General features: G+C 71.1%; 21 protein-coding genes. 9 read left to right on the plus strand and 12 right to left on the minus strand.

All coding sequences use genetic code 11. The features are described 5' to 3' along the window. The first annotated feature begins 61 nt into the window (after positions 1-61). Positions 62-4,957, plus strand: coding sequence for a beta strand repeat-containing protein (locus tag AFL01nite_RS13145; protein ID WP_146828150.1), 4,896 nt, complete (start codon positions 62-64; stop codon positions 4,955-4,957). A 1-nt stretch (position 4,958) separates the two neighbouring features. Here AFL01nite_RS13145 and AFL01nite_RS13150 read toward each other — a convergent pair whose 3' ends face one another. Further along, complete coding sequence (locus tag AFL01nite_RS13150) at positions 4,959-6,017, minus strand: alpha/beta hydrolase (protein WP_246119718.1); 1,059 nt, start codon at positions 6,015-6,017, stop codon at positions 4,959-4,961. A 103-nt stretch (positions 6,018-6,120) separates the two neighbouring features. Here AFL01nite_RS13150 and AFL01nite_RS13155 point away from each other — a divergent pair, with 103 nt between their 5' ends. From AFL01nite_RS13155 to AFL01nite_RS13170, 4 genes are all read left to right on the plus strand, one after another. Then, positions 6,121-7,443 carry an ATP-dependent 6-phosphofructokinase gene (locus AFL01nite_RS13155; RefSeq protein WP_146828152.1) on the plus strand — a complete coding sequence of 441 codons (1,323 nt, stop codon included), beginning with the start codon at positions 6,121-6,123 and terminating at the stop codon, positions 7,441-7,443. A 108-nt stretch (positions 7,444-7,551) separates the two neighbouring features. Beyond that, on the plus strand, positions 7,552-8,841 hold the full coding sequence (locus tag AFL01nite_RS13160) for a bifunctional o-acetylhomoserine/o-acetylserine sulfhydrylase (protein ID WP_146828153.1): 1,290 nt from the start codon (positions 7,552-7,554) through the stop codon (positions 8,839-8,841). A 3-nt stretch (positions 8,842-8,844) separates the two neighbouring features. Beyond that, the gene (metX, locus tag AFL01nite_RS13165) at positions 8,845-9,828 is read left to right on the plus strand and encodes a homoserine O-acetyltransferase MetX (protein WP_186813947.1); all 984 of its coding nucleotides are present in this window, start codon (positions 8,845-8,847) and stop codon (positions 9,826-9,828) included. A gap of 45 nt (positions 9,829-9,873) precedes the next feature. Beyond that, positions 9,874-10,146, plus strand: coding sequence for a DUF7218 family protein (locus AFL01nite_RS13170; RefSeq protein ID WP_146828154.1), 273 nt, complete (start codon positions 9,874-9,876; stop codon positions 10,144-10,146). A gap of 75 nt (positions 10,147-10,221) precedes the next feature. Here AFL01nite_RS13170 and AFL01nite_RS13175 read toward each other — a convergent pair whose 3' ends face one another. From AFL01nite_RS13175 to AFL01nite_RS13190, 4 genes are all read right to left on the minus strand, one after another. Continuing rightward, positions 10,222-11,082: an alpha/beta hydrolase family protein gene (locus AFL01nite_RS13175; RefSeq protein WP_146828155.1), complete on the minus strand. Its 861-nt coding sequence runs from the start codon at positions 11,080-11,082 to the stop codon at positions 10,222-10,224. Positions 11,083-11,271: 189 nt separating this feature from the next. Continuing rightward, entirely contained in the window at positions 11,272-12,132 is an 861-nt protein-coding gene (locus tag AFL01nite_RS13180) for a poly(ethylene terephthalate) hydrolase family protein (RefSeq protein WP_222593529.1), read from the minus strand. 309 nt (positions 12,133-12,441) lie between these two features. Continuing rightward, positions 12,442-13,815 (minus strand): DEAD/DEAH box helicase, encoded by a 1,374-nt coding sequence (locus AFL01nite_RS13185; protein ID WP_222593530.1) that lies wholly within the window; start codon positions 13,813-13,815, stop codon positions 12,442-12,444. Positions 13,816-13,989: 174 nt separating this feature from the next. Then, positions 13,990-14,949: a phosphotriesterase family protein gene (locus AFL01nite_RS13190; protein WP_146828156.1), complete on the minus strand. Its 960-nt coding sequence runs from the start codon at positions 14,947-14,949 to the stop codon at positions 13,990-13,992. Between the two features lie 100 nt (positions 14,950-15,049). Between AFL01nite_RS13190 and AFL01nite_RS13195 the strand changes: the two genes are divergently transcribed. Together AFL01nite_RS13195 and AFL01nite_RS13200 are read left to right on the plus strand one after the other, a co-directional pair. Further along, on the plus strand, positions 15,050-16,051 hold the full coding sequence (locus tag AFL01nite_RS13195; protein ID WP_222593531.1) for an NADP-dependent oxidoreductase: 1,002 nt from the start codon (positions 15,050-15,052) through the stop codon (positions 16,049-16,051). After that, complete coding sequence (locus AFL01nite_RS13200) at positions 16,048-16,785, plus strand: nitroreductase (RefSeq protein ID WP_222593532.1); 738 nt, start codon at positions 16,048-16,050, stop codon at positions 16,783-16,785. Before AFL01nite_RS13195 ends, AFL01nite_RS13200 begins: the two co-directional genes overlap by 4 nt. Before the next feature lie 3 nt (positions 16,786-16,788). On the opposite strand, the gene AFL01nite_RS13205 is transcribed toward AFL01nite_RS13200, so the two are convergent. From AFL01nite_RS13205 to AFL01nite_RS13215, 3 genes are read right to left on the minus strand one after another with little or no spacing between them, the layout of a single operon-like run. Beyond that, the gene (locus AFL01nite_RS13205; RefSeq protein ID WP_146828158.1) at positions 16,789-17,547 is read right to left on the minus strand and encodes an SDR family oxidoreductase; all 759 of its coding nucleotides are present in this window, start codon (positions 17,545-17,547) and stop codon (positions 16,789-16,791) included. 19 nt (positions 17,548-17,566) lie between these two features. Beyond that, a complete protein-coding gene (locus AFL01nite_RS13210; protein WP_146828159.1) occupies positions 17,567-18,235 on the minus strand; it encodes a histidine phosphatase family protein in 669 nt (222 codons plus the stop codon). A gap of 4 nt (positions 18,236-18,239) precedes the next feature. Next, positions 18,240-19,211, minus strand: coding sequence for an NADPH:quinone oxidoreductase family protein (locus AFL01nite_RS13215; RefSeq protein WP_146828160.1), 972 nt, complete (start codon positions 19,209-19,211; stop codon positions 18,240-18,242). Between the two features lie 71 nt (positions 19,212-19,282). On the opposite strand from AFL01nite_RS13215, the gene AFL01nite_RS13220 reads away from it, so the two are divergent. Both AFL01nite_RS13220 and AFL01nite_RS13225 read left to right on the plus strand, forming a co-directional pair. Beyond that, on the plus strand, positions 19,283-20,680 hold the full coding sequence (locus tag AFL01nite_RS13220; RefSeq protein WP_146828161.1) for a hypothetical protein: 1,398 nt from the start codon (positions 19,283-19,285) through the stop codon (positions 20,678-20,680). Positions 20,681-20,810: 130 nt separating this feature from the next. Continuing rightward, complete coding sequence (locus AFL01nite_RS13225; RefSeq protein WP_146828162.1) at positions 20,811-22,646, plus strand: endonuclease/exonuclease/phosphatase family protein; 1,836 nt, start codon at positions 20,811-20,813, stop codon at positions 22,644-22,646. On the opposite strand, the gene AFL01nite_RS13230 is transcribed toward AFL01nite_RS13225, so the two are convergent. From AFL01nite_RS13230 to AFL01nite_RS13245, 4 genes are all read right to left on the minus strand, one after another. After that, positions 22,640-23,389, minus strand: a complete 750-nt coding sequence (locus tag AFL01nite_RS13230) for an enoyl-CoA hydratase-related protein (protein ID WP_146828163.1) — start codon at positions 23,387-23,389, stop codon at positions 22,640-22,642. The genes AFL01nite_RS13225 and AFL01nite_RS13230 overlap by 7 nt on opposite strands. Continuing rightward, positions 23,386-24,252 carry an alpha/beta fold hydrolase gene (locus tag AFL01nite_RS13235; RefSeq protein WP_186813948.1) on the minus strand — a complete coding sequence of 289 codons (867 nt, stop codon included), beginning with the start codon at positions 24,250-24,252 and terminating at the stop codon, positions 23,386-23,388. The genes AFL01nite_RS13230 and AFL01nite_RS13235 overlap by 4 nt, the downstream gene beginning before the upstream one ends. Continuing rightward, positions 24,249-24,920 (minus strand): nitroreductase, encoded by a 672-nt coding sequence (locus AFL01nite_RS13240; protein WP_146828164.1) that lies wholly within the window; start codon positions 24,918-24,920, stop codon positions 24,249-24,251. The genes AFL01nite_RS13235 and AFL01nite_RS13240 overlap by 4 nt, the downstream gene beginning before the upstream one ends. A gap of 67 nt (positions 24,921-24,987) precedes the next feature. Next, complete coding sequence (locus AFL01nite_RS13245; RefSeq protein ID WP_146828165.1) at positions 24,988-25,431, minus strand: OsmC family protein; 444 nt, start codon at positions 25,429-25,431, stop codon at positions 24,988-24,990. Between the last annotated feature and the right edge of the window lie 103 nt (positions 25,432-25,534).

Genomic DNA, 25,534 nt, shown 5'->3' on the forward strand with positions numbered 1-25,534 from the left:
CATCCCTAGGGTTTCACTGGCCGAGCCGCCGCTCGCCCTGCCCCGATGAGAGTGAATCCCGATGCTGAAGCGCGTCACCTCCCTCGCGACGAGCGGAGCCCTCGCGATTGCCACCGCGGTCGCCCTGCTCCCCGCGAGCGCCCACGCCGCACCCGAGACCTACACCGGACACGTGCAGGTGATCGTCGGTGACACCATCGTCGGCTGCGCCGCTGAGGATTCCCGCTACCCCTACGCCGGGTACACGACCGATCCCTCCCTCGCCTACGACGTAACGATCGGCGAAGGTGCTCACCAGGAGCTCGTGCTCGGGAACGATCCGACGCAGCGCCTGGGCAGCTTCAGCCCCTACATGCAGCAGGGAGTTTCGTCCTCCTACACCTTCCTGCGCCCGGTGGCGCCCGGCGGCGGCGACCAGACCGCCCTGTGGACCATCGATCCGGCGACGCGGGTGCTCTCGGCGACCTGGACGTGGCCCGACACGTCCACAAAACGCCTCCACTCGTGGAGTTACGACACCGGAGGCACCGGAGGCACCCGGTACGTCGGCCTGGCCGTGAACGTCGCGGACTTCAGCAGAGCGCACTCGGGCCCGCGGGGGGTGGCAGCCACGTTCCGCATCGGAAGCACCTGCTCGGGTCCCGTCGTGCCTGACGTCTCGCAAGCGATCACCTTCACCTCCACCGCTCCCACCACCGCGCACCCGGGCCAGACCTACACGGTCGCGGCCACGGGCGGCGCCTCCGGCAACGCCGTGACGTTCTCCTCGGCGACCGAGGAGAACTGCACGGTCAACGGCACCACCGTCACGTTCGGCAAGCCCGGCACCTGCACGATCACGGCCGATCAGGCCGCGGCGCCGGGCTACGCCGCCGCACCCAAGGCCACGCAGGACATCACCGTCAGCGCCATCGCGACCTCCGTCGAGCTCACCCTCGACCCGGAGAGCAAGTTCGACGGCCAGACGTCCACCGCCACCGCCGACATCACCGTCTCGACCGGCTCAGCGACCGCAGCCGGTGGTGTCGTCCAGTTCGCGGTCGGCGGCACCCTCGTCGGCTTCGCCACCATCGATGCACGCGGTCGCGCCATCTTCTCCGGGCTCGTCGTCCCGATCGGCACGTACAACGTCACCGCCACGTACATCCCGTCCAACCCCTCCTACGCGGGATCCACGGACACCGCGACCCTGACGGTGAAGGCCCCGGCATCGCAGGAGATCACCTTCACCTCCTCCGCACCCACGCCCGCCCACCCGGGCCAGACGTACGACGTCGAGGCCACCGGCGGCGCGTCGGCGAACCCGGTCATCTTCTCCTCGGCCACCGCGGAGGTCTGTGACGTCGACGACGCCACCGTCACCTTCACGAAGCCGGGCACCTGCACGATCCGGGCGAACCAGGCCGGATCCACGGGCCACACCGCTGCGCCCACCGCCTCCCAGGACATCACCGTCTCCGCGATCCCGAGCGCCGTCAAGCTCACCCTCGACCCGACGAGCATGTTCGACGGCCAGGTCGCCACGGCCACCGCCGACGTCACCGTGACGACCGGCTCACTGACCGCCGCCGGCGGCACCGTGCAGTTCGCGGTCGACGGCGACGCCGTCGGCGCGCCCGTCGCGATCGACGCCGACGGCCGCGCCGCCAGCTCCGAGATCGAGCGTGCCGTCGGCATGCACGACGTCACCGCCACCTACACCCCGGCGAACGCGAACTACGTCGGGTCCACCGACACCGCGACCCTGACGGTCAAGGCGAAGTCCCCGCAGGAGATCACCTTCACGTCCTCCGCGCCCAAGCCCGGATACCCGACCGACTCGTATGAGGTCGAGGCCATCGGCGGCGGCTCCGGGAAGCCGGTCACGTTCTCCTCGGCCACCGAGGAGGTCTGTGACGTCGACGACGCCACCGTCATCTTCACGAAGCCGGGCACCTGCACGATCGAGGCGAACCAGGCCGGGGGCGTCGGTCACTTCGCCGCTCCGACCGCCACGCAGGACATCACCGTCAGCGCGATCCCCAGCGCCGTGGAGCTCACGCTCCACCCGAAGAGCATGTTCGACGGCGAGGCCTCCACGGCCACCGCCGACGTCTCCGTCACCGCCGGCTCGCTGACCGCCGCCGGCGGCACCGTCCAGTTCGCGGTCGACGGCGACGACGTCGGCTCCCCCGTCGCGATCGACGCCGACGGCCGCGCGACGAGCCCCGCGCTCGCGCGCACCGTCGGCTCGTTCGACGTCACCGCCACGTACGCCCCGGCGAACGCGAACTACACCGGGTCCACCGACACGGCGACCCTGACGGTCACGGCCAGGACTCCGCAGAGGATCATCTTCGTCTCGTCCCCGCCCAGGCCCGCCCACCCGGGCCAGATCCACCGGGTCGCGGCCACCGGTGGCTCGTCCACGAAGCCGGTCACCTACTCCTCGGCCACCCCGGACGTCTGTGAGATCACCGGAGACTCCGTCACCTTCACCATGCCGGGCACCTGCACCATCGAGGCGAACCAGGCCGGCACCGCCGGCTACTCCGCCGCTCCGACGGTGATGCAGGACGTCACGGTCACCGCGATCCCCACCGCCGTCGCCCTCTCCCTCGACGCCACGACGGTCTTCGACGGTCAGAACGCCTCGGCGACCGCCGTCGTCACCGCCACGTCGGGATCGGTGAAGGCCGCCGCGGGCTCGATCCAGTTCGCGGTCGACGGCACGAAGGTCGGCTCGCCCGTCGCCGTCGGAGCAGACGGTCGCGCCGTCAGCCCCGACCTGGGAGGCGCGGTCGGCAGCCACGACGTCACCGCCGCCTACGTCCCGGCGAACACGAACTACACAGGCTCCACCGACACGGCGACCCTCACCGTGAAGGCCAAGGCAACGCAGGAGATCAGGTTCACCTCGCCCGCACCCAAGCCCGCCCACCCGGGCATGACCTACACGGTCGCGGCCACCGGCGGTGAGTCCGGCAAGCCGGTCACCTTCTTCTCGACCACCGAGAAGGTCTGTGAGATCGACGGAGCCTCCGTCACGTTCACCACGCCGGGCACCTGCACGATCGAGGCGAACCAGGCCGGAGCCACCGGCCACGCCGCCGCCCCGACCGCCACCCAGGACGTCACCGTCAGCGCCATCCCCAGCGCCGTCGCCCTGTCCCTGGACCTCGACACGGTCTTCAACGGGCAGGTCGCCACGGCCACCGCTGACGTCACCGTCACCTCGGGATCGCTGGAGGCCGCCGGCGGCTCGGTCCAGTTCGCGGTCGACGGCGACGCGGTCGGCTCCCCGCGCATCATCGATGCCGACGGCCGCGCCACCAGCCCGGAGCTCGAGGGCGCCGTCGGCACGCATGACGTCACCGCCACCTACGTCCCGGCGAACTCGAACTACGCGGGCTCCCGGGGCACCACGCCCCTCACCGTCACGGCCAAGGCGCCGCAGGCCATCACGTTCACGTCCTCCGCTCCCAGCCCGGCGTACCCGGGCAGGACCTACCCGGTCGCGGCCGTCGGTGGTGCTTCCGGCCAGCCGGTGAAGCTCGTCTCGACCACGGCCGACCACTGCACGACCGACGGCACCACCGTCACCTTCGGCAAGCCCGGCACCTGCACGATCGAGGCCACCCAGGCCGGCACCACCGGCTTCTCGGCGGCGCCCGCGGTCTCGCAGCGCGTCACGGTCTCCGCGATCCCCAGCACCGTGGCCGTGAAGCTCGGGCTGCCCTCGGTGGTCACGGGTCAGCGCACGACGGCCACCGCCGACGTCACCGTCCCGGCCGGGTCGATCTCCGCCGCCGGCGGGACGGTCCAGTTCGCCGTCGACGGCACGAAGGTCGGCTCGCCGGTCGCGGTCCGCGCCGGCGGCCGCGCCGTCAGCCCCGAGCTCGGCGGCACCGTCGGCACGCACCGGGTCACCGCGACCTACGTCCCGACGGACGGCACGCGCTACGCCGGCTCGAGCACCACGGCGGCGTTGATCGTCGTCGCCGCCGGCACCACGACGAAGGTCTCGGTCTCGGCCTCCGCGCTCACGGCCACGGTCGCTCCGATCGCTCCGGGCGCCGGGACGCCGACCGGTGAGGTCACGTTCCACGTCGACGGCAAGAAGGTCGGCGCCGCCACGCTGAAGGACGGCTCGGCGAAGCTCACGCACGCCGTCCCGACCGACACGACCCACGCGGTCTCGGCCGAGTACACGGGCGACGCCGGATTCACGGCCTCGTCGGCCTCGACGTCCCGGTCGAACCCGAGCATCACCGCCAAGGTCAGCTCGGCACAGAAGTCGCGCAACGGCTGGTTCCGCACCCCGGTGACGGTCTCGTTCACGTGCGACGCCAAGGGCGCCGAGCTGGTCACCGCCTGCCCGAAGCCCGTCACGGTGAGCAAGCAGGGCGCCAGCAGCGTCACCCGCACCGTCCGCACGGCCGACGGCGGCATCGCGACCGCGACCGCCGGCGTCAAGGTCGACAGCACCAAGCCGCGCGTCTCCCTCAAGGGCGTCAAGGCCGGCCGTCGCTACTTCGACGCGCCGAAGCCGCGCTGCACCGTCAAGGACACGGGGTCGGGCGCGCAGACCTGCAAGGTCACGACCCAGCGTCGCGGCAGCAGGGTCGTCGTCACGGCGAAGGCCACCGACGCGGCCGGCAACGTGAGCACCAAGCGCGTGTCGTACCGCCTCGCGAGCTTCACGATCCGGGGCGCGAAGAAGGTGGGCAACACCTACCGCGTGAAGCACGGCCGGACGTACACGCTCCAAGTCCGCGGCACGAAGGCCCGTTACGTCTACGCGACGCCCGCCCCGGGCAGGCCGCATCGTGGTTCGGTGCCCTTCAAGAAGGCGGGCAGGAACACCTGGACGCTGGGCGTGACGATGTCGATGACCACGCGCGGGACCCGCTCGTGGAACCTCGGCTACACCCAGAACGGCAAGCTGCACATCGTCAAGGTGAAGGTCACGGGCTGACCTAGTCCGCGAGCTCGCCCTCGAGCAGGTCGGGCTGAGCCCCCGCGTCGTCGACCTCGACGGCCGGGGGCTCTCCAATGTGACGGAGGGCGAACTCGACGGCCAGCTCGATCGCCAGGTCGGCGTCCGGCAGGTAGCCGGCCATGATCGGGAAGGCGTGCACCTGACCGCGCCACAGGTGGACGTCGACCTCGACGCCCTTGTCGTCGAGCAGCAGCGCGAACGCCTCCACCTCGGGCCGCAGGAACTCGTCCTCGACGGCCACCAGATGCGTCGGCGAGGTGATGTAGGCGGTCGCGTGCAGCGGGTCGGCGAAGCCCTCGATGATCGCGTCGTCGGCCAGCCACAGCCGGCGCAGCGCGGCGACCCGCGCGATCGGCAGCACCGCCTCGCGCACCTTGTCGACGCGCACCACGTTCTTGTCCTGGCGGTCGGGCTCGAGGCTGAGCAGCGGCGAGAAGGCCAGCAGCGCGGCCGGCGCGGGCAGGCCGCGGCGGCGGGCCAGCTCGGCCACCTTCATCGTCAGGTAGCCGCCGGCCGAGTCGCCCGCCACGACCACCTTCGCGGGGTTGCCGGCCCGCTCGAGCACGCCTGCGTACGCGTTGATCGCGTCCTGCACCGAGTCGGCGACCGGGTGGTCGGGCAGCTGGCGGTAGTCGATCGCGTAGATCGTGCCGCCGGTGGCGCGGACCATCGCCTCGAGCATCGAGCGGTAGGAGTGGACACTGCCGGTGAAGAAGCCGCCGCCGTGCAGGTAGAGCAGGTGCAACCCGGTCGTCGGTCCGTCCCCCGGCGTCAGCACCTCGCCCGGGACCCCGCCGATCTCGCCCACCTCGGCCGCGATGTCGGGCGACCCGCCGCGGTTGACCACGGCGGAGAACCGCTGGAGGCGCCGGAACGTGCGCTCGTGCACCGGAGCGAGGCGCAGCAGCGGCTTCACCGTCATCCGCGCGCCGCGGCCCACCATCCGGGCGAGCGGGGTGGGATCGTCGTGGAGGGTGGCAGCGGCGTGCACGGCACGCATCGGACGGCGCCGTCCGCGGCTGGAATCCGAGCGCATGGCCACGCCCCCACCCTACGGTCAGGTTCCGCACCGCGCCCGGACGTCGGGGGTGATCCTCGCGATCTACCGCCGTGCGATCACGCTCCGATAGCCTGAAGCGGTGGTGACGCTCGAGGAACTCCAGGTCCGCACCCTCGGTGAGTGCAGGTACGACTCGCCGCTCGCCGACTACGTCGCCAGCCGCACCACCAATGCCTACTACGTCGCCGAGACCGATCGCGTCCTCATCGACGACACCATCTCGCTGCTGGCCGCTCGCGGCGAGACGCCGCTGACCGAGGTCCCCTCGTTCGAGCCCGGCGGCCCGCGCCGCAAGATCTTCTTCGACCCCAAGAAGACCAAGGTCGGCATCGTCACCTGCGGCGGCCTGTGCCCGGGCCTGAACGACGTCATCCGCGCCATCGTGCTGGAGCTCTTCGAGCACTACGGCGTCACCGACATCACCGGGTTCAAGAACGGCTACGCGGGCCTCGTGCCGGGCAAGTCGCCCGACCCGATCACCCTCACCCCCGCGTTCGTCGAGACGATCACCGACCGCGGCGGCACGGTGCTGGGTTCGTCGCGCGGCAGCCAGAACGTGCCGCAGATCGTCGACAACCTCGTGCACCGCGAGATTGACATCCTCTTCGTCATCGGCGGCGACGGCTCGATGCGCGGCGCGCACGCCATCGCCGAGGAGGCCCTCTCGCGCGAGCTCGACATCGCCGTCGTGGGCGTGCCGAAGACGATCGACAACGACATCCCGCTGATCGGCACGAGCTTCGGATTCCAGACCGCCTACGCGAAGGCCGCGGAGTCCATCAAGGGCGCCCGCGTCGAGGTCGAGGCGGCCATCGGCGGCGTCGGCGTCGTCAAGGTCATGGGCCGGGCGGCCGGGTTCATCGCCTGCTACGCCGCGCTCGCCAACCACGACGCCGACTTCGTGCTCATCCCCGAGGTGCCGTTCAACCTCCAGGGCGAGAACGGCCTGCTCGCCACGCTGCGCAAGCGGGTCAAGGAGCGCGGCAGCGCCGTCATCGTGCTGGCCGAGGGCGCCGGCCAGGACCTGATCCCCGCCAGCCGGCGCAAGGACGCCAGCGGCAACACCGTGCTGGGCGACTTCGCGGGCTTCCTGCGCGCCCAGATCGCCCGCGACTTCAAGGACCACGACGAGCCGCTGACGCTGCGGTACTTCGACCCGGGCTACATGATCCGCTCGGTGCCGGCCGATGCCGCCGACTCCGTCTACTGCACGCGCCTGGCCCAGGCGGCCGTCCACGCGGCGATGGCCGGGCGCACCGACATGGTCATCGGCCGTCCCCGTCATCGCTTCGCTCACGTGCCGATCTCGGTCGTCGTGAAGAACACCCAGCAGGTCAACCCGGACGGCGACCTGTGGCTCTCGGTGCTCGAGTCCACGGCGCAGCCGTTCGACATGTCCTAGGCGGCGGATTCTGAGGCGCGGACGCGCTTCTCACTCCGTGAGACGCCCAGGGGGGTCGGTCGAAGGGTGACAGGCTCTGACTGTCACCCCGACGTCGAAGGAGCACGTATGAGCGAGAACTGGTCGTTCGAGACCAAGCAGATCCACGCCGGCCAGACACCCGACCCCACCACGGGTGCGCGTGCTCTGCCGATCTACCAGACCACCTCGTACCAGTTCCGCGACACCCAGCACGCCGCCGACCTGTTCGGCCTGGCCGAGCCGGGCAACATCTACACGCGCATCATGAACCCGACGCAGGACGTCGTCGAGCAGCGCCTCGCCGCGCTCGAGGGTGGCGTCGGCGCCCTCCTGGTCGCCTCGGGCCAGGCCGCCACGACCGGCGCGCTCACCAACGTCGCCGAGGCCGGCGACCACATCGTCGCGTCCGCCAGCCTCTACGGCGGCACCGACTCGCTGCTGCGCCACACGTTCCCGAAGCTCGGCATCGAGGTGACGTTCGTCGAGGACAACAACAACCCCGATGCATGGCGTGCCGCGGCCCGCGAGAACACGAAGGTGTTCTTCGGTGAAACGATCGGCAACCCCAAGGGCGACATCCTCGACCTCGAGGCCATCAGCGCGGTCGCGAAGGAGGTCGGCGTGCCGTTCATCGTCGACAACACTGTCGCCACGCCGTACCTGCTCAACCCCCTCAAGCACGGCGCCGACACGGTCGTCCACTCGGCCACGAAGTACATCGGCGGCCACGGCACGGCGATCGCCGGCGTCGTCATCGACGGCGGCACGTTCGACTACGCGGCCCACGGCGACAAGTTCCCCGGCTTCAACACCCCCGACGCCAGCTACCACGGCCTCGTCTTCACCGAGGCGCTCGGCCCGGCGGCGTTCATCGCCAAGCTGCGCGTGCAGTACCTGCGCAACGTGGGCCCGGCGGTCTCGCCGTTCAACGCCTTCCTCATCGCCCAGGGCATCGAGACCCTGAGCCTTCGCCTCGAGCGCCACATCGAGAACACCCGCAAGGTGGCCGAGTGGCTGCAGGCGCGCGAGGACGTCGCGAAGGTCACCTGGGCCTCGCTCGACGGCAACCCCTACAAGGAGCTGGCCGACAAGTACACGCCCCGCGGATCGGGCGCCGTGCTGACCTTCGAGCTGCCCGGCGGCGTCGACGCCGGCCGCAAGTTCATCGACGCGCTCGAGCTGTTCAGCCACGTCGCGAACATCGGCGACGTGCGCTCGCTGGCCATCCACCCGGCCAGCACGACGCACTCGCAGGGCACGCCCGAGGAGCACGCCGCCACCGGCGTCACCCCCGGCCTGGTCCGCCTCGCGGTCGGCATCGAGGGCATCGACGACATCCTCGCGGACCTCGACGCCGGCTTCCGTGCGGCGAAGTAACCCGTGAGCACGATCCAGCCGCTGGGAGACCTCACCCTCGAAGTGGGTGAGGTCCTCCCGCGTCTGGAGGTCGCCTACGACACGTGGGGCGAGTTCACCGGCGACAACGCCGTCCTGGTCCTGCACGCCCTGACGGGCGACTCGATCGTGGCCGGCCCGGACGGCTGGTGGAACCAGGTCGTCGGCCCCGGCCTGGGCGTCGACACCGACCGCTTCTTCGTCGTCGCGGCCAACATCCTGGGCGGCTGCAAGGGCACGACCGGTCCGGCGTCCGAGGCCCCCGACGGCCGCGTCTGGGGCAACCGGTTCCCGGCTGTCACCGTGCGCGACCAGGTCGCCGCCGAGGCGATGCTGGCCGACCACCTCGGCATCGAGAGCTGGCACGCGGTCATCGGCGGATCGGCCGGCGGCATGCGTGCGGTGGAGTGGGCGGTGACGCACCCCGAGCGGGTGCAGCGCCTCTTCCTGCTGGCGTCCTCGGCCTACGCGTCGGCCGAGCAGATCGCCTGGACCACCACCCAGGCCGACATCATCCGCGCGGCCGGCCCCGACGAAGGCCTCGGCCTCGCGCGCCGGATCGCGCACACCACGTACCGCAGCGAGGCCGAGCTGGCCGAGCGCTTCGGCCGCGAGGTCCAGCCCGACGGCCGGTTCGCGGTGCAGTCCTATCTGCAGCACCACGGCGACAAGCTCCACAAGCGCTTCGACGCGTGGTCGTACATCACCCTCGGCGACGCGATGAACAGCCACGACGTGGGCCGCGGTCGCGGTGGCCTCGCGGCGGCGCTCGGGCGGGTCACCGCCCGCACCGTCGTCGCGGCGATCGACTCCGACCGGCTCTACCCGCCGTACCAGCAGCAGGAGCTGGCCGACCTCATCCCGACGGCCGAGCCGCTCGCGGTGGTCACCTCGCCGCACGGTCACGACGGGTTCCTCATCGAGCACGAGCAGGTCGGCGCGCTGGCCCACGACCTCCTCGCGACCTGACGGCCTCCGCTAGCGCAACCGCGGAGACCGTGTTGTCGTGAAGACATGGCACCGAAGAAGGACGCACCGTCCAGTCTGAAGAACCCCGACATGTACGAGGAGCTGCGCGAGGACGGCGCCTCCAAGTCCAAGGCCGCACGGATCTCGAACGCCGCCGCCCGCGACGGCAAGAAGACCGTGGGCAAGCGCGGCGGTAGCTCGCCGGCCTACGAGGACTGGACCGTCGCCGACCTGCGCAAGCGCGCCAAGGAGATCGGCCTGTCGGGCTACTCAAACAAGAAGAAGTCCGACCTCATCGACATGCTGCGCCACTCCTGACGCGCTGAGTTGCACGTTCGGCCGCCGACACGCCGTTGAAAGGTGGCCGAACGTGCAACTCAGGGGTCTTGGCACTCAGTTCAGGCGGTAGTCCGAGATCCCGCTCGCTGCCGAGGGCACCGGGCCGGGGGCGATGAACTGCTCGTACCGCGCGTCGTTGTCGACGTAGCGCTTCAGCCACGCGATCGTGTACTTCGCCACGAGGGTGTTGTCGCTCGTGGGCGCGAAGTGGTTGGCGCCGCCCAGCTCGAGGTAGGAACGTCGCTCGGCGTTCGTCAGCGACGAGTAGAACGGGATGGCGTGCGAGGCCACCGGCGCAATGGAGTCGTTCTGGGCTCCGATCACGAGCGACGCCGCCTCGACCTCGGGCCACGTCTTGTCGGAGTTCCACGGCGTGAGGCCGATCGTCGCTTCGATCGACGGACGGTCCTTGGCCGCCTCGAGCGTGCCGCCGCCGCCCATCGAGTGACCGATCAGGGCCTGGCGCGACGGGTCGATCCGGGAGCCGACCGTGGGGTCGGCGATCGTCTGGTCGACGGCCGCCAGCAGCTGGTCGCCGCGCGACGCCGGCTGGTTGAACCCCGAGAACGTGTCGATCGTGATGACGACGAAGCCCTGCGAGGCCAGCCGCGGGCCGAGCCAGGCGATGACGCGTTGCGGCGAGACGAAGCCCGGCGAGATCGCGATGACGCCGAAGGTGCCGTCGGCGGTGGAACTCGGGTAGTAGATCGTGCCGCCGCCGTACCCCCGCGCGGCGCGCGACGTGATGATCTTCGTGCTGACGGCGTAGGGCCCACGCAGCGCCTCGATGCTGGAGGTGGTGGGCGCCGGGCCGCGCTCGTACGGGTTGTCGGCCGCGGCCACCGGCTGGGCGGCGGTGCCGATAGCGAGGGCGGCGCTCGCGAACGCGGCGGCGAGCAGGCGGGACAGGTTCATGGGACTCCTCGGGCGGCCGATCCGCGTCAGCCGCACCGGCGGTGCGCCGCGATGGCGCCCTCAGCATGACCAGCGATCCCAGAACCTGTCCATGGGATGTGTGACCTGTCCCACATGCTGTCACTCTGAGTTGCACGTTCGGCCGCACGACGCGCGTGCACCGGCGGCCGAACGTGCAACTCAGCGGTCTCAGCGGATCCGGTAGTCCGAGATGCCGTTGCTCAGCGACGGCGACGGGCCGGGGGTGATGAACTGCTCGTAGCGCTGGTCATCGTCGACAAAGCGCTTGAGCCAGGCGATCGAGTACTTCGCGATCGTCGTGTTGCTGGTGTTCGGCGCGAAGTGGCTGGCACCGCGCAGCTCCAGGTACGAACGACGCTCGGCGTTCGTCAGCGAGTTGTAGAACGGGATCGCGTGCGATCCGACGGGCGCCACCGAGTCGTTCTGGGCACCGATCTCGAGCGACGCGGCCTCGACCTCGGGCCACGTCTTGTCGGAGTTCCAGGGCGTCAGGCCGATCGTGGCCTCGATCGACCGGCGGTCCTTCGCGGCCTCGAGCGTGCCTCCGCCGCCCATCGAGTGGCCCATCACGGCCTGCCGTGAGGCGTCGACCCGCGAGCGGACCGTCGTGTCGGCGATCGTCTGGTCGAGTGCCGCCAGCAGCTGCGTGCCGCGCGAGCCCGGCTGGTCGAACCGGCTGTTCGTGTCGATCGTGATGACGACGAAGCCCTGCGAGGCGATCCGCGGACCCAGCCACGAGATCGTGGACTGCGCCGCGGTGAACCCGGGCGAGATCGCCACGACGCCGAAGGTGCCGTCCGACGTCGAGTTCGGGTAGTAGATCGTGCCGCCACCGAACCCACGCGCCGCGAACGACGAGATGGTCTTGCTGCTGACGGAGTACGGACCGCGCGACGCCTCGATGCTGCTGTTGCTGGGCGCCGGCCCCCGCTCGTACGGGTTGTCGGCCGCGACCACCGGCTGCACGGCGGCACCGATGGAGAGTGTCGCACCGGCGAACGCCATCGCGATCATTCTGGACAACTTCATGCTCGTCTCCTTTGACGGTCTGGATCGGATCCGCAGGGACGAGCACGTCGGCTTTTCCCCCCGATGACGGGCCGATCCAAGGTATCTGCACCACTGGTGCACATAGTTGGTGGACCCACCATGCAGAGGCGACAAACCGAATGTCAAGACAAAATTTGTGACCCAGGACACACGAGGGAGCGCTGGGAGTGACGTTTGCGGGGTCGACACGCCGGTTTCGACCCCGGAAACGTCACGCTCAGCGCTGCCGCCACAGCACGAAGGCCCCGGCAGGTGCCGGGGCCTTCGTGTGGTGACGTGCGTCGCAGGTCAGTTGCTCCGCGCGCTGGTCGGTGCGCTCGTCGGCGAGCCGTTGCGACGACGGCCCGGGCTGCGCGAGCCCTGGGGACGTCCGCCGGGTCCACCGGGACGACCGCCGCCACGGTTCTGACCGCCGCGGCTCTGGCCGCCGCCGCCGCCGTTGCGCGAGCGCGAGTCGTTCGACATCTCGGGCGCCTCGGTGCCGGCGGTCGAGAGGGACTCGGCCGTCATCGGCTGCGGGGCGGACGCGACGTGGTGGTGACGCGCCGTCACCCCCGCCTTGCGCTGGAGCATCATGACGTCGCGCAGCGCCTCGGGCGTGGTCATCGTGACGACCGAGCCCGACTCGCCGGCGCGGGCGGTGCGGCCCGAGCGGTGCAGGTACGCCTTGTGCTCGGCAGGCGCGTCGTAGTGCACGACCAGGCCGATGCCGTCGACGTGGATGCCGCGGGCGGCGACGTCGGTGGCGACGATGACGCTGGCGTCACCGCGGCTGAACTGCGCGAGGTTGCGCTCGCGGTGGCGCTGCGACAGGTCGCCGTGCATGTCGACGGCGGTGACGCCCTTCATGCTGAGCTGCTTGGCCAGGCGCGTGGCGCCGCGACGGGTGCGCGTGAACACGATGCTGCGCGGGTTGGCGCTCAGCAGCTCGTAGGCGGCGCGGGTCTTGTCGGTCGCGTCGCTGACGAGCACGTGGTGCTCCATGGTCTCGACGTTGTCGTCGGTGGAGTCCACCTCGAACAGCGCGTGCTGCGGCAGGTGCCGCTTGACCAGCTTGTCGACGTCGCCGTCGAGGGTGGCCGACAGCAGCAGGCGCTGGCTGTTCGCCGGAGTGCGCGAGAGCAGCGCGTCGATCGGCTTGAAGAAGCCGAGGTCGCACAGGTGGTCGGCTTCGTCGAGGACGGTGATCTCGATGGCGTCGAGCGTCATGCAGCGACGGTCGAGCAGGTCGGTCAGGCGGCCGGGCGTCGCGATGACGAGGTCGACGCCGGACTTCATGGCGTTGATCTGCTTGTTGATCGGCACGCCGCCGTAGACGGTGGTGTGCTTGAGGCCCATCTTCTGCGCGAGCGGCAGCAGGGCGGTGTGCACCTGGATCGCGAGCTCACGCGTGGGCAGCAGGATCAGGGCGCGAGGCGCCTTCGGGCGGCTGGTGCCACCGGCGAGGCGGGCCAGGACCGGCAGGCCGAACGCGAGCGTCTTGCCCGATCCGGTGCGGGCGCGGCCCAGGACATTGCGTCCCTCGAGGGCCGCCGGGATGACGGCCTGCTGGATGGGGCTGGGGTTGACGATGTCCTGCATGGCGAGCTTGCGCACGAGGCCGTCGGCGAGGTTGAAGTCGTTGAACGTGGGCAGCACAGGGCTGCGGTCAATCTGGGTCAAGGGGTCTCAATCGATGATGTGCCCGCTTGCCAGGGGCGCGAATCTCCGCGCAACATCGTCGGGCCGGAACAGCGCTCGAAAGGCGCGTTCACCCTTCGACAGTAGCATTCGCAGGCCCTGGCGGCCCCATCCCGGCGACGTGACCCCCGACTCGTCCCGCCGGGGAAGGGCCGATCACTCGAAGTAGCGGCGCGGGTTCTTGACCAGCATCGTGTCGATGTCGTCCTCGCTGACGCCCTTCTCCAGCAGCATCGGCAGGACGTCGTCGGGGATGTGCCGGAAGTTCCAGTTCGGCTGCATCTCCGCCTTCGCCGCGGGGTCGAAGTAGTCGATGTAGCAGGACGCGTCGTGAGCCAGCGTGATCTGCTCGACGTAGCCGCGGCGGACCAGCTCGACGATCGTGTCGACGCGCTTCTCGGTGCTGAGGTAGACGTCGAGGCCGAACCGGTCCATGCCCAGCAGCGAGCCGTTGTCGGCCACCTCGACGAGGTAGTCGATGTCGTCGGAGTCGCCCGAATGACCCAGGACGACCTTCGTGAGGTCGGCGCCCTCCTCCTTCAGCACCTGCTGCGCCACCAGTCCCGACCGGGTGTGCGGGTTGGTGTGCACGGTGATGGGGGCACCGGTCTGGGCGCTGCTCTGGCCGACGGCGCGCATGACGCGCTCGACGCCGGGGGTCAGGCCGGGGGCCTCGATGGCGCACTTGAGGAACGCGGCGCGCACGCCGGTGTCGGCGATGCCGTCGGTGAGGTCCTTGACGAACATCTCGACCAGCGGCTCGGGCATGTCGAAGAGCTGGCCGGGCCCGCGGTGCTCGAACTGGTGCGGGATGTCGTTGTAGGTGTACAGCCCCGTGGCCACGATGATGTTGAGGTCCGTCTGCGCGGCCACCTTCTGGATCCGCGGGATGTACCGACCCAGGCCCAGCACCGTGGGGTCGAAGATCGTGTCGATGCCGGCGGCCTTGAGGTCGTTGAGGTCGCGCACGGCGTCGGCGACCTTCTGGTCCTCGTCCCAGTCCGTGTCGTAGTTGAGCCGGTACTCCTCGCCGAGGACGAACACGTGCTCGTGGACGAGGGTGCGACCCAGCTCGCTGCTGTCGATCGGACCCCGGACGGACTGGACGGTCGCCATGCGTGCTCCTTCGATGCTCGGCCGGTGTGGCCCTCGTCACAGCGTAGACCCCTCCGCTCGAAACTGAAAGTGAATTCAAGTCGGTGGTAACGTGCCGAGGGTGACCACTACGAAGCGCATCACCCTGGCCCAGCGTCCCTCCGGCATGCCCGACGCCGACACGTGGGCGAGCGAGGAGGTCGACCTCCCCTCGCCGTCCGACGGTGAGTTCCTGGTCAAGGTCGACCACGTCTCGCTCGACCCGGCCATGCGCGGCTGGCTGAACGACGTCCGCTCGTACCTGCCCCCGGTGCAGATCGGAGAGGTCATGCGAGCCGCCGTCACCGGCACGGTCGTCGAGTCCCACCACCCCGACTTCGCCGTCGGCGACGCCGTCACCGGCACCCTCGGCGTCACCGAGTACGCGATCAGCGACGGCACCGGCGTCCAGAAGATCGACACCTCCGTCGCCGGCCCGGCCACGTGGCTCGGCGCCCTCGGCATGCCCGGCCTGACCGCCTACCACGGCCTGCACGAGGTCGGTGAGATGAAGTCCGGCGACACCGTGCTGATCTCGGCCGCCGCCGGCGCCGTCGGCAGCGTCGCTGGTCAGCTGGCCAAGGCCAAGGGCTGCACCGTCATCGGCATCGCCGGTGGCGCCGAGAAGTGCGCCTGGCTCAAGGAGATCGGCTTCGACGAGGTCATCGACTACAAGAACGAGAACGTCCTCAAGAAGCTGCGCGAGGTCGCCCCGAAGGGCATCGACGTCTACTTCGACAACGTCGGCGGCGACATCCTCGACGCCGCGCTGGCCAACCTGCGCCGCGGCGCCCGCGTCATCATCTGCGGCGCCGTCTCGACCTACAACGACGAGACCCTCGCACCCGGCCCGAAGCGCTACATGTCGCTGTTGGTGTTCCGCGCGAAGATGCAGGGCTTCCTGGTCTTCGACTACCCGGACAAGGACGCGGCGGCCATCGCCGAGATGTCGGACCTCATCTCCTCGGGCAAGCTCGTCGCCCGCGAGACGGTCGTGGAGGGCGGCGTCGAGAAGTTCGGCGACACCCTGCTGGGCCTGTTCGAGGGCCGCAACACCGGCAAGCTCGTCCTCAAGATCGCGTGAGCACGGACGACCTGGTCCAGGACCAGGACCTGCACGCCCTCGGCGAGGGGGACCGCGCGTCGCTGCGCGACCTCCTCCGGGGGCGGCGCAGCATCCGCGGCTACCGTCCCGACCCAGTGCCGCAGGGCCTGATCCGCGAGGTGCTGGCCGACGCCGTCCTGGCCCCCTCGTCGATGAACACCCAGCCGTGGAAGCTCCACGTCCTCACCGGCGACGTCCTCGACCGCATCCGCGCCGAGAACTCGCAGCTCATGCTCAGCGGCGCTCCGGTGCAGCGCGAGATCGAGGTCGCCGAGAAGTACGAGGGCGTCCACCGCGACCGCCAGGTCGACATCGCCAAGCGCCTGTTCGCCGCCATGGGCATCGCCCGCGAGGACAACGACGCCCGGCTCGACTGGACGATGCGCGGCTTCCGCCAGTTCGACGCGCCGGTCTCGATCGTCGTGGCGTTCGACCGCAGCCTCGAGCCGATCGGCCCGGTCGCGCACTTCGACCTCGGCGCCGTCGTCCACGCGCTCGTGCTGTCGGCGTGGTCGCACGGCCTCGGCACGGTCATCAACAGCCAGGGCATCATGCAGGCCGCCGTGGTGCGCCGCGAGGCGCAGATCCCCGACGACCAGACGATCTTCACCGCCGTGGCGATGGGCTTCCCCGATCCCGACTTCCAGGCGAACCTGGTGCGCTCGGCGCGCGAGTCCGTCGACGACGTCGCGCGCTTCGTCGGCTTCGACTGATCCTCAGACCAGCTTGCGCACGACGGACAGCGGCGCGTGCTTCATGACCTTGCCGATCGGCGCCCACGGCCACGCGGGGACGGAGGCCTCGGCGACCTCCTTCTCGATGTACTTCACCATGGCGGCGGTGCCGGTCTCGGTGTCGACCATGAGCCGCTGCTCCTGCTCGACCTGCTCGTTCATCTCGCTGGCGATGTAGCCCGGGTAGAGCGTCGTCACCGTGATGTCGAGGCCCTTGCGGCCGAGCAGGTCGGAGCGGATGCCCTCGGCGAGGTGCGCGACGCCGGCCTTGGTGGCGGCGTAGGTCGTCATCGACGACGGCATGCCGCGCATGGCCGACACCGACGAGATCACGACGAGATGACCGGCCTTGCGCTCGTAGAAGTGCTGCATCCCGGCCTCGCACTGCGCGAGGGCGGCGACGAAGTTGGTCATCGCGGTCTCGCGGTTGGCCTCGAACTTGCCGGTGCCGATGCGGCCACCCTTGCCCAGGCCGGCGTTGACGATCACGCGATCGAGTCCACCCAGCGCGTCGGCGGCCTCGCCGAACACGCGGAAGACGGCGTCGTGGTCGTTGACGTCGAGCGCGTGCACCGAGACCTGGATGCCCGGGTGCGCGGCCACCAGCTCGGCCTTGAGGGCCTCGAGACGCTCGACGCGGCGCGCCGTGATCGCGAGGTGGTGTCCGGAGGCGGCCAGGTGGCGTGCCATCCCCTCGCCCAGGCCCGAGCTGGCACCCGTGATCAGCGTGTTCCGTCGCATGTCGCTCCTCGTGTGTGACTCAGCGGAACGTGACGTCCGCCGCCGGCAGGTGACCATGATCGTTGAAGGTCAGCACCCGCGGGCCGGTGGCCCCGACCATGAGCGTCGTGACGCTGCTGTTGACCACGACGTCGTTGAGCTTCTGGAACGCCGAGTCGTCACCGGTGATGAGGTGCGAGACGACCATCGCGATCGGCCCGCCCGACGTGAAGACCAGCACCCGGCGGCCGCGCTGCGACGCCAGCTCGACGGCCTCGGCGAACCCGGCCATGACCCGGTCGCGGAAGACGGCGTACGGCTCGGCGAAGTCGCCCTCGCCCTTGCGCCAGACGCTGATGGCCTCGTTGAGCGCGGCCTGGAACTCCTTGGAGTTCTTCTGCAGCGCACCGGGGTCGAACGCGGTGGCGACGGCGAGGTGGTCGTACTCGTTCCAGCGCGCGTCGACGTCGTAGCCGGACAGGCCGGGGTCGGCGTCCTCCTCCCCCAGCCCGCTGGCGTCGATCGCCGCGATGGCGGTCTGGGCGTGGCGCAGCATGCCACCCGCGATCGCGTCGGTGAAGACGGCGCCGCCGGCCTCCCAGCACGTGCCGAGGGCGGCGGACTGGCGGGTGCCGAGCTCGCTCAGCCGGTCGTAGTCGTCGGTGCCGAACGACGCCTGGCCGTGACGGACCAGGTGCAGGGTGCCCACGCGATCAGAACTCGAGGACGAGCTTGCCGGTGGCCTGCGCCCGGTCGAGCGTCAGCAGGGCGTCGGAGGCCCGCTCCAACGGGAACGACTCGCCGATGACCGGCTTGAGCGCGCCCGAGGCGAGGTGCTTGGCCATGGCGTCCCACTGCTGCTTGATCAGGCCCGGGCGCTTCATCGCGTACGCGCCCCAGCCCACGCCGACGGCGGAGACGTTGTTGAGCAGCAGCCGGTTCGCGGCGATCTTGGGGATCTCGCCGGCCGTGAAGCCGATGACGAGGATGCGGCCGTCGTCGACGAGGCAGCGCAGGGAGTCGGTGAAGCGGTCGCCACCGGTCGGGTTGCCCACCGGGTCGACGACGATGTCGACGCCGCCGGACGCCTTGACCGCGTCCTTGAACCCCTCGGAGAGCACGTACTCGTCGGCGCCCGCCGCGACGGCGATCTCGCCCTTGGCGTCGGTCGAGGTCACGGCGATGACGCGGCCGGCGCCGAAGGCCTTGGCGACCTGGATCGACGCGGTGCCGATGCCGCCCGAGGCACCGTGCACGAGCACGCGCTCGCCCTCGGCGAGGCCGCCGCGGTTGACGAGGCCGAAGTAGGCGGTGCCGTAGTTGAACATGAACGACGCGCCCTCGGCGAAGGAGACCGAGTCGGGCAGCGCGAAGGTCAGCAGCGGGTCGGCCACGACCTGCTCGGCGAAGCCGCCGAGCATCGGCAGCGCGGCCACGCGGTCACCGGGAGCGAACCCGGAGCCGGCCGGAGCCTCGACGACGACGCCCGCGACCTCGGCGCCCGGGACGAACGGCAGCGGCGGCTTGAGCTGGTACTGGCCACGGCTCTGCAGCAGCTCGGGGAACGCCACGCCGGCGGCCTTGACGTCGATGAGGACCTGGTCGTCGGCGCGCGCCGGGGCCTCGATGTCGACGAGTTCGACGGCCTCGGGGCCGTCCAGGGATGTGATCTGGATCGCTCGCATGCAGTGAGCCTAGCGGATGTCTAAGCGCTTGCTTAGCGCCTGACCCCTGACATGAGGTTATCCTCATGTTCATGGCGACCGGCGTACGTTTCCCCTCCGACAGCTCCACGGCCACCGCACGACACGTGGTGGCCGACGCGTTGCGCAAGGTCGACCCCGTCGGCGCCCACGCCGTGGAGCGCGAGACCAACTGGCGACGCGGGTACCTCACCCACTTCACGCGGCTGCTCGAGGCCGGGCTCGGCTCGTCGCAGGACGCGCTCACGATCGCCACCGAGGGACTGCGCAGCATCCACGAGCAGATGCGCTGCGGCGACGAGTCGCTCGGCGACGCCCTCAGCACACCTGCGAGCGACGTCTGGTCGACCGTCGAGATCAGCGGCACCGCGGAGCCCGAGACCGAGCTCAGCGTGCCGTACCGGGGGCGGCGACTGACCGGCTCCGAGCTCGACGCGCAGCTCGACGACTGGGTCAGCCGCGGTGTCGTCGAGCCGACCTTCTCCGACGCGATCCGCGACGTGGCGGCCCATCCGCAGTGGCTGCGCCTCGAGGGCGACACCGTCGTCGTGCTCGGCGCCGGCGCCGAGATGGGTCCGTACCGCTCGCTGCTGCGCTGGGGTGCGGACGTCGTCGCGGTCGACCTGCCCCGCAGCGACATCCAGCGACGCATCCGCGAGCAGGCGCGCGAGGGCGCCGGCCGGGTCCGGCTGCCGGTCGGCGGCAAGGAGACCGGCGCCGACCTGCTGCACCACCTGCCTGCCCTGGCCTCCTGGCTCGAGGACCTCGAGGGCCGGCTCGTCCTCGGCACCTACTGCTACGCCGACGGGGCCACGCACGTGCGCGTGACGATGGCCGCGGACGCGATCGCCGCACGCCTCGTCGCGCAGCGGCCCGACACGGCGCTGGCCTACCTGGCCACCCCGACCGACGTGTTCGCCGTGCCCGCGGGCGCCGTCACGACCTCGAACGAGGCCTACGAGAGCGGCCGCCGGCTGGTGCGGGCGCCGTTCCGGGCGCTCAGCCGCGGGCGACTGCTGCAGCGGAACTACCCGCCGGAGGCCGAGCTGGGGATCTGCGACGCCCTCGTGCCGCAGCAGGGCCCCAACTACGCGCTGGCCAAGCGCGTGCAGCGGTGGCGCGCCGCGGCCGCCCGCCAGGACGGCGCCACGGTGTCGCTCAACGTGGCCCCCGCGACGCGAACGGCCTCGGTCGTGAAGAACCGCGCGCTGGCCGCCGCCTACGCCGGCGCCCACCGCTTCGGCGTCGAGGTGTTCGAGCCGGCCACGAGCAACGTGCTGATGGCGGCCCTGCTGGTGCACGACCTGCGCAGCGGACGCGTGGCATCGGACGAGCCGTGGCGCGAGGAGGCCTACGCCGCCGCCCACGGCGGACTGTGGACCGCGGCCTACCACCCGCGCTCGGCGCTGGGCCTGGCCGCCGTGCTGGGACTCGCCGGCTCCCGCGGCTGACTCCCCACCCGCCCCTCCCCGCGAGTGGCGCACAATCGCCCGCCACTCGCCGAGTGGCGGGCCTTTCTGCGCCACTCGGCCTCCCGCTGTGCGCCACTCGTGCCGCTCGGAGGTGCGGTAGAACGGGGGCATGAGTCGATCCCGGGTCCTGGCCGTCGCCCACGTCGCCGCCGGCACCTGGCTGCTGATCGACCTGTGGCGCGGGTGGACGCCGACCCTCATCACGATCTTCGGGCAGGCGGCGTCGACGCCCCCGGAGCTGATCGGCGCCTTCGCGCTCACCTGCCTGCTGGTGCCGGTCGTGCTGGTGCTCCGTGCGTCCCGGCTCGGACCCACGGCCCTCATCGCGTCCGTCGTCCTGGCGATCGCGGTGGCCTGCCGCGTCGCCCTGCACGTGACCGAGGGCGGCCGTCCGCACCTCGCGGTGGCGTCCGTCGGTGTCATCGCCGCCCTGACGTGGCTGCCGCTCACCCTGCCCCGCGTGCCCGGAGCCGCCGTCACCGGCGTCGTCACCGGCGTCGCCGTCTCCGTCACGACGCATGCGGCACTCGGCACGTGGGGCTCGGTGTGGCGCGACGACGCGTGGGCCTGGCTGCTGGTCGCCGCTCAGGCCGTGGCGTGCCTGGCCACCGCGCGCGTCGGAGACGAGCGCGGGCGGCTGGGTCGCCTGTTCGCCTGGACCCTCCTGCCCGGCCTGTTCCTCGCCGGCGTGGTCGTGGCCAACGCGGGGCGGGCCTCGGCCACGCTCGGCGTGCTCGGGCTCGCCGCCGTGGCGTTCGGCGCCACGGTCGCGGTCGCTGCGACGCTCGTGCCGGCGCGACGCTGGTCGGCGGTCGCGGCGGCCGTCGTGCTCGTCGCCGCCGTCGCCGCCTCCGCGGTGGTCACCGACGGCGACGGAGTCCTGCCGTGGTGGTCGGTCGTCGCCTTCGTCGTGGGGATGCCCGCGCTCGCCCACCTGTGGCGCGCGGCCGACCACGGCGACCGCGGCACACCCCTCGTCCTCTCGCTGGGCGGACCCGTCTGGGGTGCGCTGCTCTTCGCCTACTACGCGGGCTACGACCTGGGGTATCGCGCCGACTGGCTGCTGGTCGTCGTGGCGGCGGTCATCGGCCTCGTCGGAGCCACCTCGCCGCCGACCTCCGGGTCCGCGGCCCGCCCGGCCGTCCTCGTCGGGATCGCGGGTGCCGCGGTGGTCGCCGGCACGCTGGCTCTGGCCGGACCGATGGTGACCATCCGGCCACTCGGGACCGAGCCGGCGGACGATCTGCAGGTGCGGGTCGCCGCGTACAACCTGCGGATGGGATACGGCATGGACGGCGTGTTCCGGCCGCGCGACGTCGCGTCCGTGCTGGCGTCGGCAGACGTCGCCCTGATCAGCGAGGTCGACCGCGGCTGGTTCCTCAACGGCGGGCAGGACCAGCTGGCGATCCTCGAGCGGCTCACCGGGCGCACCGCGTGGTTCGGCGCCGCCGCCGACCCGGTGTGGGGCGACGCCGTGCTGCTGGACGTCGACGGCGGCGAGGTGCGACGCCACCAACTGCCCTCTCACGGCGCCGTCACCGGGGCGCAGGCGATCGCGGTGCGGCGTGACGTGCGGTGGTCGTCCACGTGGCTCGTCTCGACACACCTCCAGCCGGCCGATGGCGACGAGGGCGTCACGGCGCAGGCCGCCGACCTCGCGGACTGGGTGCGCACGCTCGGCGGCGAGGTCATCCTGGGTGGCGACTTCAACATGCAGGAGGGCAGCGCCGGCCATGCCACGGTGACGTCACTGGGTCTGCTCGACGCCGCCCCGCGGGGCATGGCGACCAGCCCGGCGGACCGCCCGGAGCGACGGATCGACTACCTCTTCTCCAGCCCCACGCTGAGAGCCGTCGACGTGGACGTGCCCCGGTTGCAGGCCTCGGACCACCTTCCGGTGATCGCGACCTTCGCGCTGGCGGCGATCGACACCGTCACTCAGTGACCGGTGAAGTTCGCCCGGCGCTTCTCGGTGAACGCGGCGACGCCCTCGGCGAAGTCGGCGCTGGCGCCCAGGACGGTCTGCTCGGCCGTCTCGGTGCGCAGCGTCTCGTCGAGGTTCGAGAGTGCGGCGGCGTTGATCGTCCGCTTGATGCGCGCGTAGGCCATCGTCGGGCCCGTGCGCAGCTTCTCGACGAGGGCGTCGACCGTGGCCTGCCAGTCGTCGGCGCCGACGCAGTGGGTGATGAGACCGGCGGCGTACGCCTCGGTGTTGGGAAACTTCTCGCCCAGCATCAGCAGCCGGGTGGCCCGGGCACGGCCGATCGAGGCGGCGATCAGCTCGTGGGCCGCCCCGTCGCCCATCAGGCCGACGTTGACGAACGCCTGCAGGAAGTAGTCGCTGTCCTTGCCCACCTGGAAGTCCGACGCCAGCGCCAGCGACGAGCCGATGCCCGCGGTGAGGCCGTTGAGAGCCGCGACCACCGGGAACGGGGCCTCGGTGATCAGGTGGATCAGCCGGTCGGCGGCGTCGAGGATGCCGGTGTTGGTGGCGTCCGGGCGCATGACCGCGCCGGAGCAGAACGCCCGCCCCTCGCCGGTGATGACGGCGACCCGCACGCCCTCGGCGTCGGCCAGGGCGTCGCTCATCGCGTCGAACATCTCGGTCGTGACCGAGTTCAGGCGATCGGGGCAGTTCAGCGTGAGCCGCAGGACGCCGTCCGTGCGGTCGACCACGAGATCGGTCATCGTCTTCTCCATTGTCCGAGGAGGGTCTGCAGCACCGCGATCAACGCCGTGGGCTGGTCCAGCATGATGTGGTGACCCGAGTCAGGGATCACCGTAACGGGCACGTTGCCGCCCAGGCGCGACCGGATCTCCTCGGTGATGTCGGTGGTGGCCATCCCGCGCTCGCCGCGCAACAGCGCCACCTCGCACGCGCTCCGGGCGACGTCGGCCGGCTCCATCATCGAGCGCAGGAAGACGCGGGGGTCGAACTTCCACGTCCAGCCGGCGCCGTCGGGCCGCTCGACCCGCGTGATCGAGCCCCGCGCGATGTGGTCGCGGATGTACGGCAGGCACGAGGGGTCCTCGGGCAGGGTGCGGAACCGGCTGACCATCGTCGCCGCGTCGGGGTAGAGCGGCATCGCGGGATCGGCGCGGTCCGCGCGCCACGACCGGGCCTCGGGCGAGACGGCCTTGACGGGCGAGTCGATCGCTGCGGCGCCGAGCAGGTCCGCCCCGTGCTCGCGGGCCGCGGTCAGCGCGACGAAGCCGCCCATGCTGTGGCCGAAGACGACCGGCTGCTCGGCCGACTCGGACTGCGCGACCGTGAGGACCTCGCGCGCCCACTGCTCCAGCGTGTAGGCGTCGCGGTGGCCACTGTCGCCGTGGCCGCTCAGGTCGGGCGCGATCACGCGATGGCCCACGGCGAGGTGCGGGGCGACGTGGTCCCACCATCCCGAGTGCGCGGCGCCGCCGTGCACGAGGACGGCCACGGGGTCGCCCGGCTCACCCCAGGCGCGGTATGCGATCGGGACGCCCTCGACGTCGAGCTCGAACCGGTGGGGCTTCTGCTCGAGCGCCCAGCGGAACCATTCGGGAACCGTCACCGATGGAACCTCGCCAGCTCGTGCAGGGGAGCCCGGCCGGCCCGGAACGAGTTCGCGGGATGCTCGGGGTCGGCGTAGCCGAACGAGATGCCGCAGACGATCAGCCGGTCGTCCGGCAGGTTGAGCCAGCCGCGCAGGAACTCCGACTTCTGCGCCAGCGCGGCCTGCGCGACGGTGGCGACGCCGCGCGCCTGCGCGGCCAGCAGGAACGACTGGACGAACAGGCCGCAGTCGATCGCGGCGTACACGCCGAGCGGCGCGGGAGCCGAGATCACGGCGACGTGCGGCGCGTCGAAGAACTCGAAGTTGCGCAGCATCTCGCGCAGGGAGCCCTCGCGGTCGCCCTTCGCGACGCCGACGGCCTGGTAGAGCTGCCAGCCCACCTCGCGGCGACGCTCGGCGTGGACGCCCTCGTAGCCCGGAGGGAACGGGTAGTCCGACCCCAGCGACGCGTCGGCCCTGAGGTCGTCGCGCAGCCGCTGCAGCGAGTCGCCCGAGACGATGTCGACGTGCCACGGCTGGACGTTGCACCACGACGGCGTCCGCGCGGCCGACGTCAGGATCGCCCGGATGTCGTCCTCGGGAACCTCGTCGGGGCTGAAGCCGCGGCAGCTGAACCGCGCCGCCAGCAAACGGTCCAGGACCTCGGGGTCTCCCTGGTCGTCCATGGGGACACCGTACCCGCCGGCGACGTCCGGTCCACCGTGACGGCTTGTGACCGCTGAGGCTGGTGGGTCACACCTCGGAGTTGCGCACCTGCACGATCCGGACCGGGCTGGGACGCTCGACCGTGCGGCTCACGGTGCAGAGCCTGTGGTGCGACTTCTCGATGGCGTCAGGCACGCGGTCCGCCATCGCCTTGCCCTCCTCGTCGTGATCGAACGCGATGTCGATCGTGACGATGAGGTCCTCCAGCTGGCTGCCACCATCGGCGTCCTTGCGCTTCTGGCCCTCGACCGCGACGTCGAAGCGCTTGGGCTCCGCGCGCTTCGTCAGCGCCTCGATCGTGATGGCGTTGCAGCCGCCCAGGGCGACCAGCAGCAGCTCGACCGGGGTGAAGTCGGTGTCCTGTCCCTCGCCGAAGCTGATCACGCCGCCGCGGGGGTTCTCGGCGCGGTACTGCTGCGCGCCGGTACGGACCAGGTGGACGCTGCGCATGGTGGATTCGTCGTCGCTCATGCTTCGACACTAGGTCGGCTCGACGGTGTCGGCATTCCGATCCAGTGGCGCATCCAGGGGTCGCGAGTGGCGCAAGAACGCCCGCCACTCGGCGAGTGGCGGG

It is taken from the genome of Aeromicrobium flavum (assembly GCF_007992115.1).
Taxonomy (GTDB): Bacteria; Actinomycetota; Actinomycetes; order Propionibacteriales; family Nocardioidaceae; genus Aeromicrobium; species Aeromicrobium flavum.

Excerpts from the sequence above, each read along its gene's own strand:
- AFL01nite_RS13145 (WP_146828150.1), top strand. The coding sequence starts at position 62 with ATGCTGAAGCGCGTCACCTCCCTCGCGACGAGCGGAGCCCTCGCGATT.
- AFL01nite_RS13175 (WP_146828155.1), bottom strand. The coding sequence starts at position 11,082 with ATGAACCTGTCCCGCCTGCTCGCCGCCGCGTTCGCGAGCGCCGCCCTC.
- AFL01nite_RS13180 (WP_222593529.1), bottom strand. The coding sequence starts at position 12,132 with ATGAAGTTGTCCAGAATGATCGCGATGGCGTTCGCCGGTGCGACACTC.
- AFL01nite_RS13245 (WP_146828165.1), bottom strand. The coding sequence starts at position 25,431 with ATGAGCGACGACGAATCCACCATGCGCAGCGTCCACCTGGTCCGTACC.
- AFL01nite_RS13215 (WP_146828160.1), bottom strand. The coding sequence starts at position 19,211 with ATGCGAGCGATCCAGATCACATCCCTGGACGGCCCCGAGGCCGTCGAA.
- AFL01nite_RS13240 (WP_146828164.1), bottom strand. The coding sequence starts at position 24,920 with ATGGACGACCAGGGAGACCCCGAGGTCCTGGACCGTTTGCTGGCGGCG.
- AFL01nite_RS13170 (WP_146828154.1), top strand. The coding sequence starts at position 9,874 with ATGGCACCGAAGAAGGACGCACCGTCCAGTCTGAAGAACCCCGACATG.
- AFL01nite_RS13225 (WP_146828162.1), top strand. The coding sequence starts at position 20,811 with ATGAGTCGATCCCGGGTCCTGGCCGTCGCCCACGTCGCCGCCGGCACC.
- AFL01nite_RS13205 (WP_146828158.1), bottom strand. The coding sequence starts at position 17,547 with ATGCGACGGAACACGCTGATCACGGGTGCCAGCTCGGGCCTGGGCGAG.
- AFL01nite_RS13220 (WP_146828161.1), top strand. The coding sequence starts at position 19,283 with ATGGCGACCGGCGTACGTTTCCCCTCCGACAGCTCCACGGCCACCGCA.
- AFL01nite_RS13160 (WP_146828153.1), top strand. The coding sequence starts at position 7,552 with ATGAGCGAGAACTGGTCGTTCGAGACCAAGCAGATCCACGCCGGCCAG.
- AFL01nite_RS13150 (WP_246119718.1), bottom strand. The coding sequence starts at position 6,017 with ATGCGCTCGGATTCCAGCCGCGGACGGCGCCGTCCGATGCGTGCCGTG.
- AFL01nite_RS13190 (WP_146828156.1), bottom strand. The coding sequence starts at position 14,949 with ATGGCGACCGTCCAGTCCGTCCGGGGTCCGATCGACAGCAGCGAGCTG.
- AFL01nite_RS13230 (WP_146828163.1), bottom strand. The coding sequence starts at position 23,389 with ATGACCGATCTCGTGGTCGACCGCACGGACGGCGTCCTGCGGCTCACG.